The 413-nt window shown below is 48.4% G+C and carries 1 pseudogene; it reads right to left on the reverse strand.

The annotated features are described in order from the left end of the window. Positions 1-238: 238 nt before the first annotated feature. Positions 239-413, reverse strand: a pseudogene (locus J0A66_RS21830) (GTP cyclohydrolase II); the annotation flags it as partial.

The following is a 413-nucleotide window of genomic DNA, read 5'->3' on the forward strand; positions in this document are numbered from 1 at the left end:
AAAAGTGCGGCAGGGTAAAGGTATCGTCGGTCTGGGCGGCAAAAGGATGGAAGTAAGATTCAAAGCCAGCAATGTGCGACCAGTTATCAAAGGTAATGCCATTTTTATAGTGCTCGGTGTTGCCGGGCTTTGACTTAGACCCACTAGGCCTGCAGCCCGGCGTCGTGACCAGAAGGGGGGCTGGATTTGAACAATATCTCTACTTGAGAGAAAAACAGCCCCTACAAGAAAGGTCAGATTATTTCAGCAGATGGGGGTCAAACTCATGACCAAGCTTTTGCGTCTTGGTACGAATGTAGCCTTTGTTGTCGTCGGTGATACCGTGATCTATTGGGGTGCGCCCTACTACCTCAATGCCCAGATCTGTTAGCGCTTTTATTTTACGCGGATTATTGGTCATCAATTGCACCTTG

This window comes from Bowmanella dokdonensis, from assembly GCF_017254865.1.
In the GTDB taxonomy this organism is placed as follows: Bacteria; Pseudomonadota; Gammaproteobacteria; order Enterobacterales; family Alteromonadaceae; genus Bowmanella; species Bowmanella dokdonensis.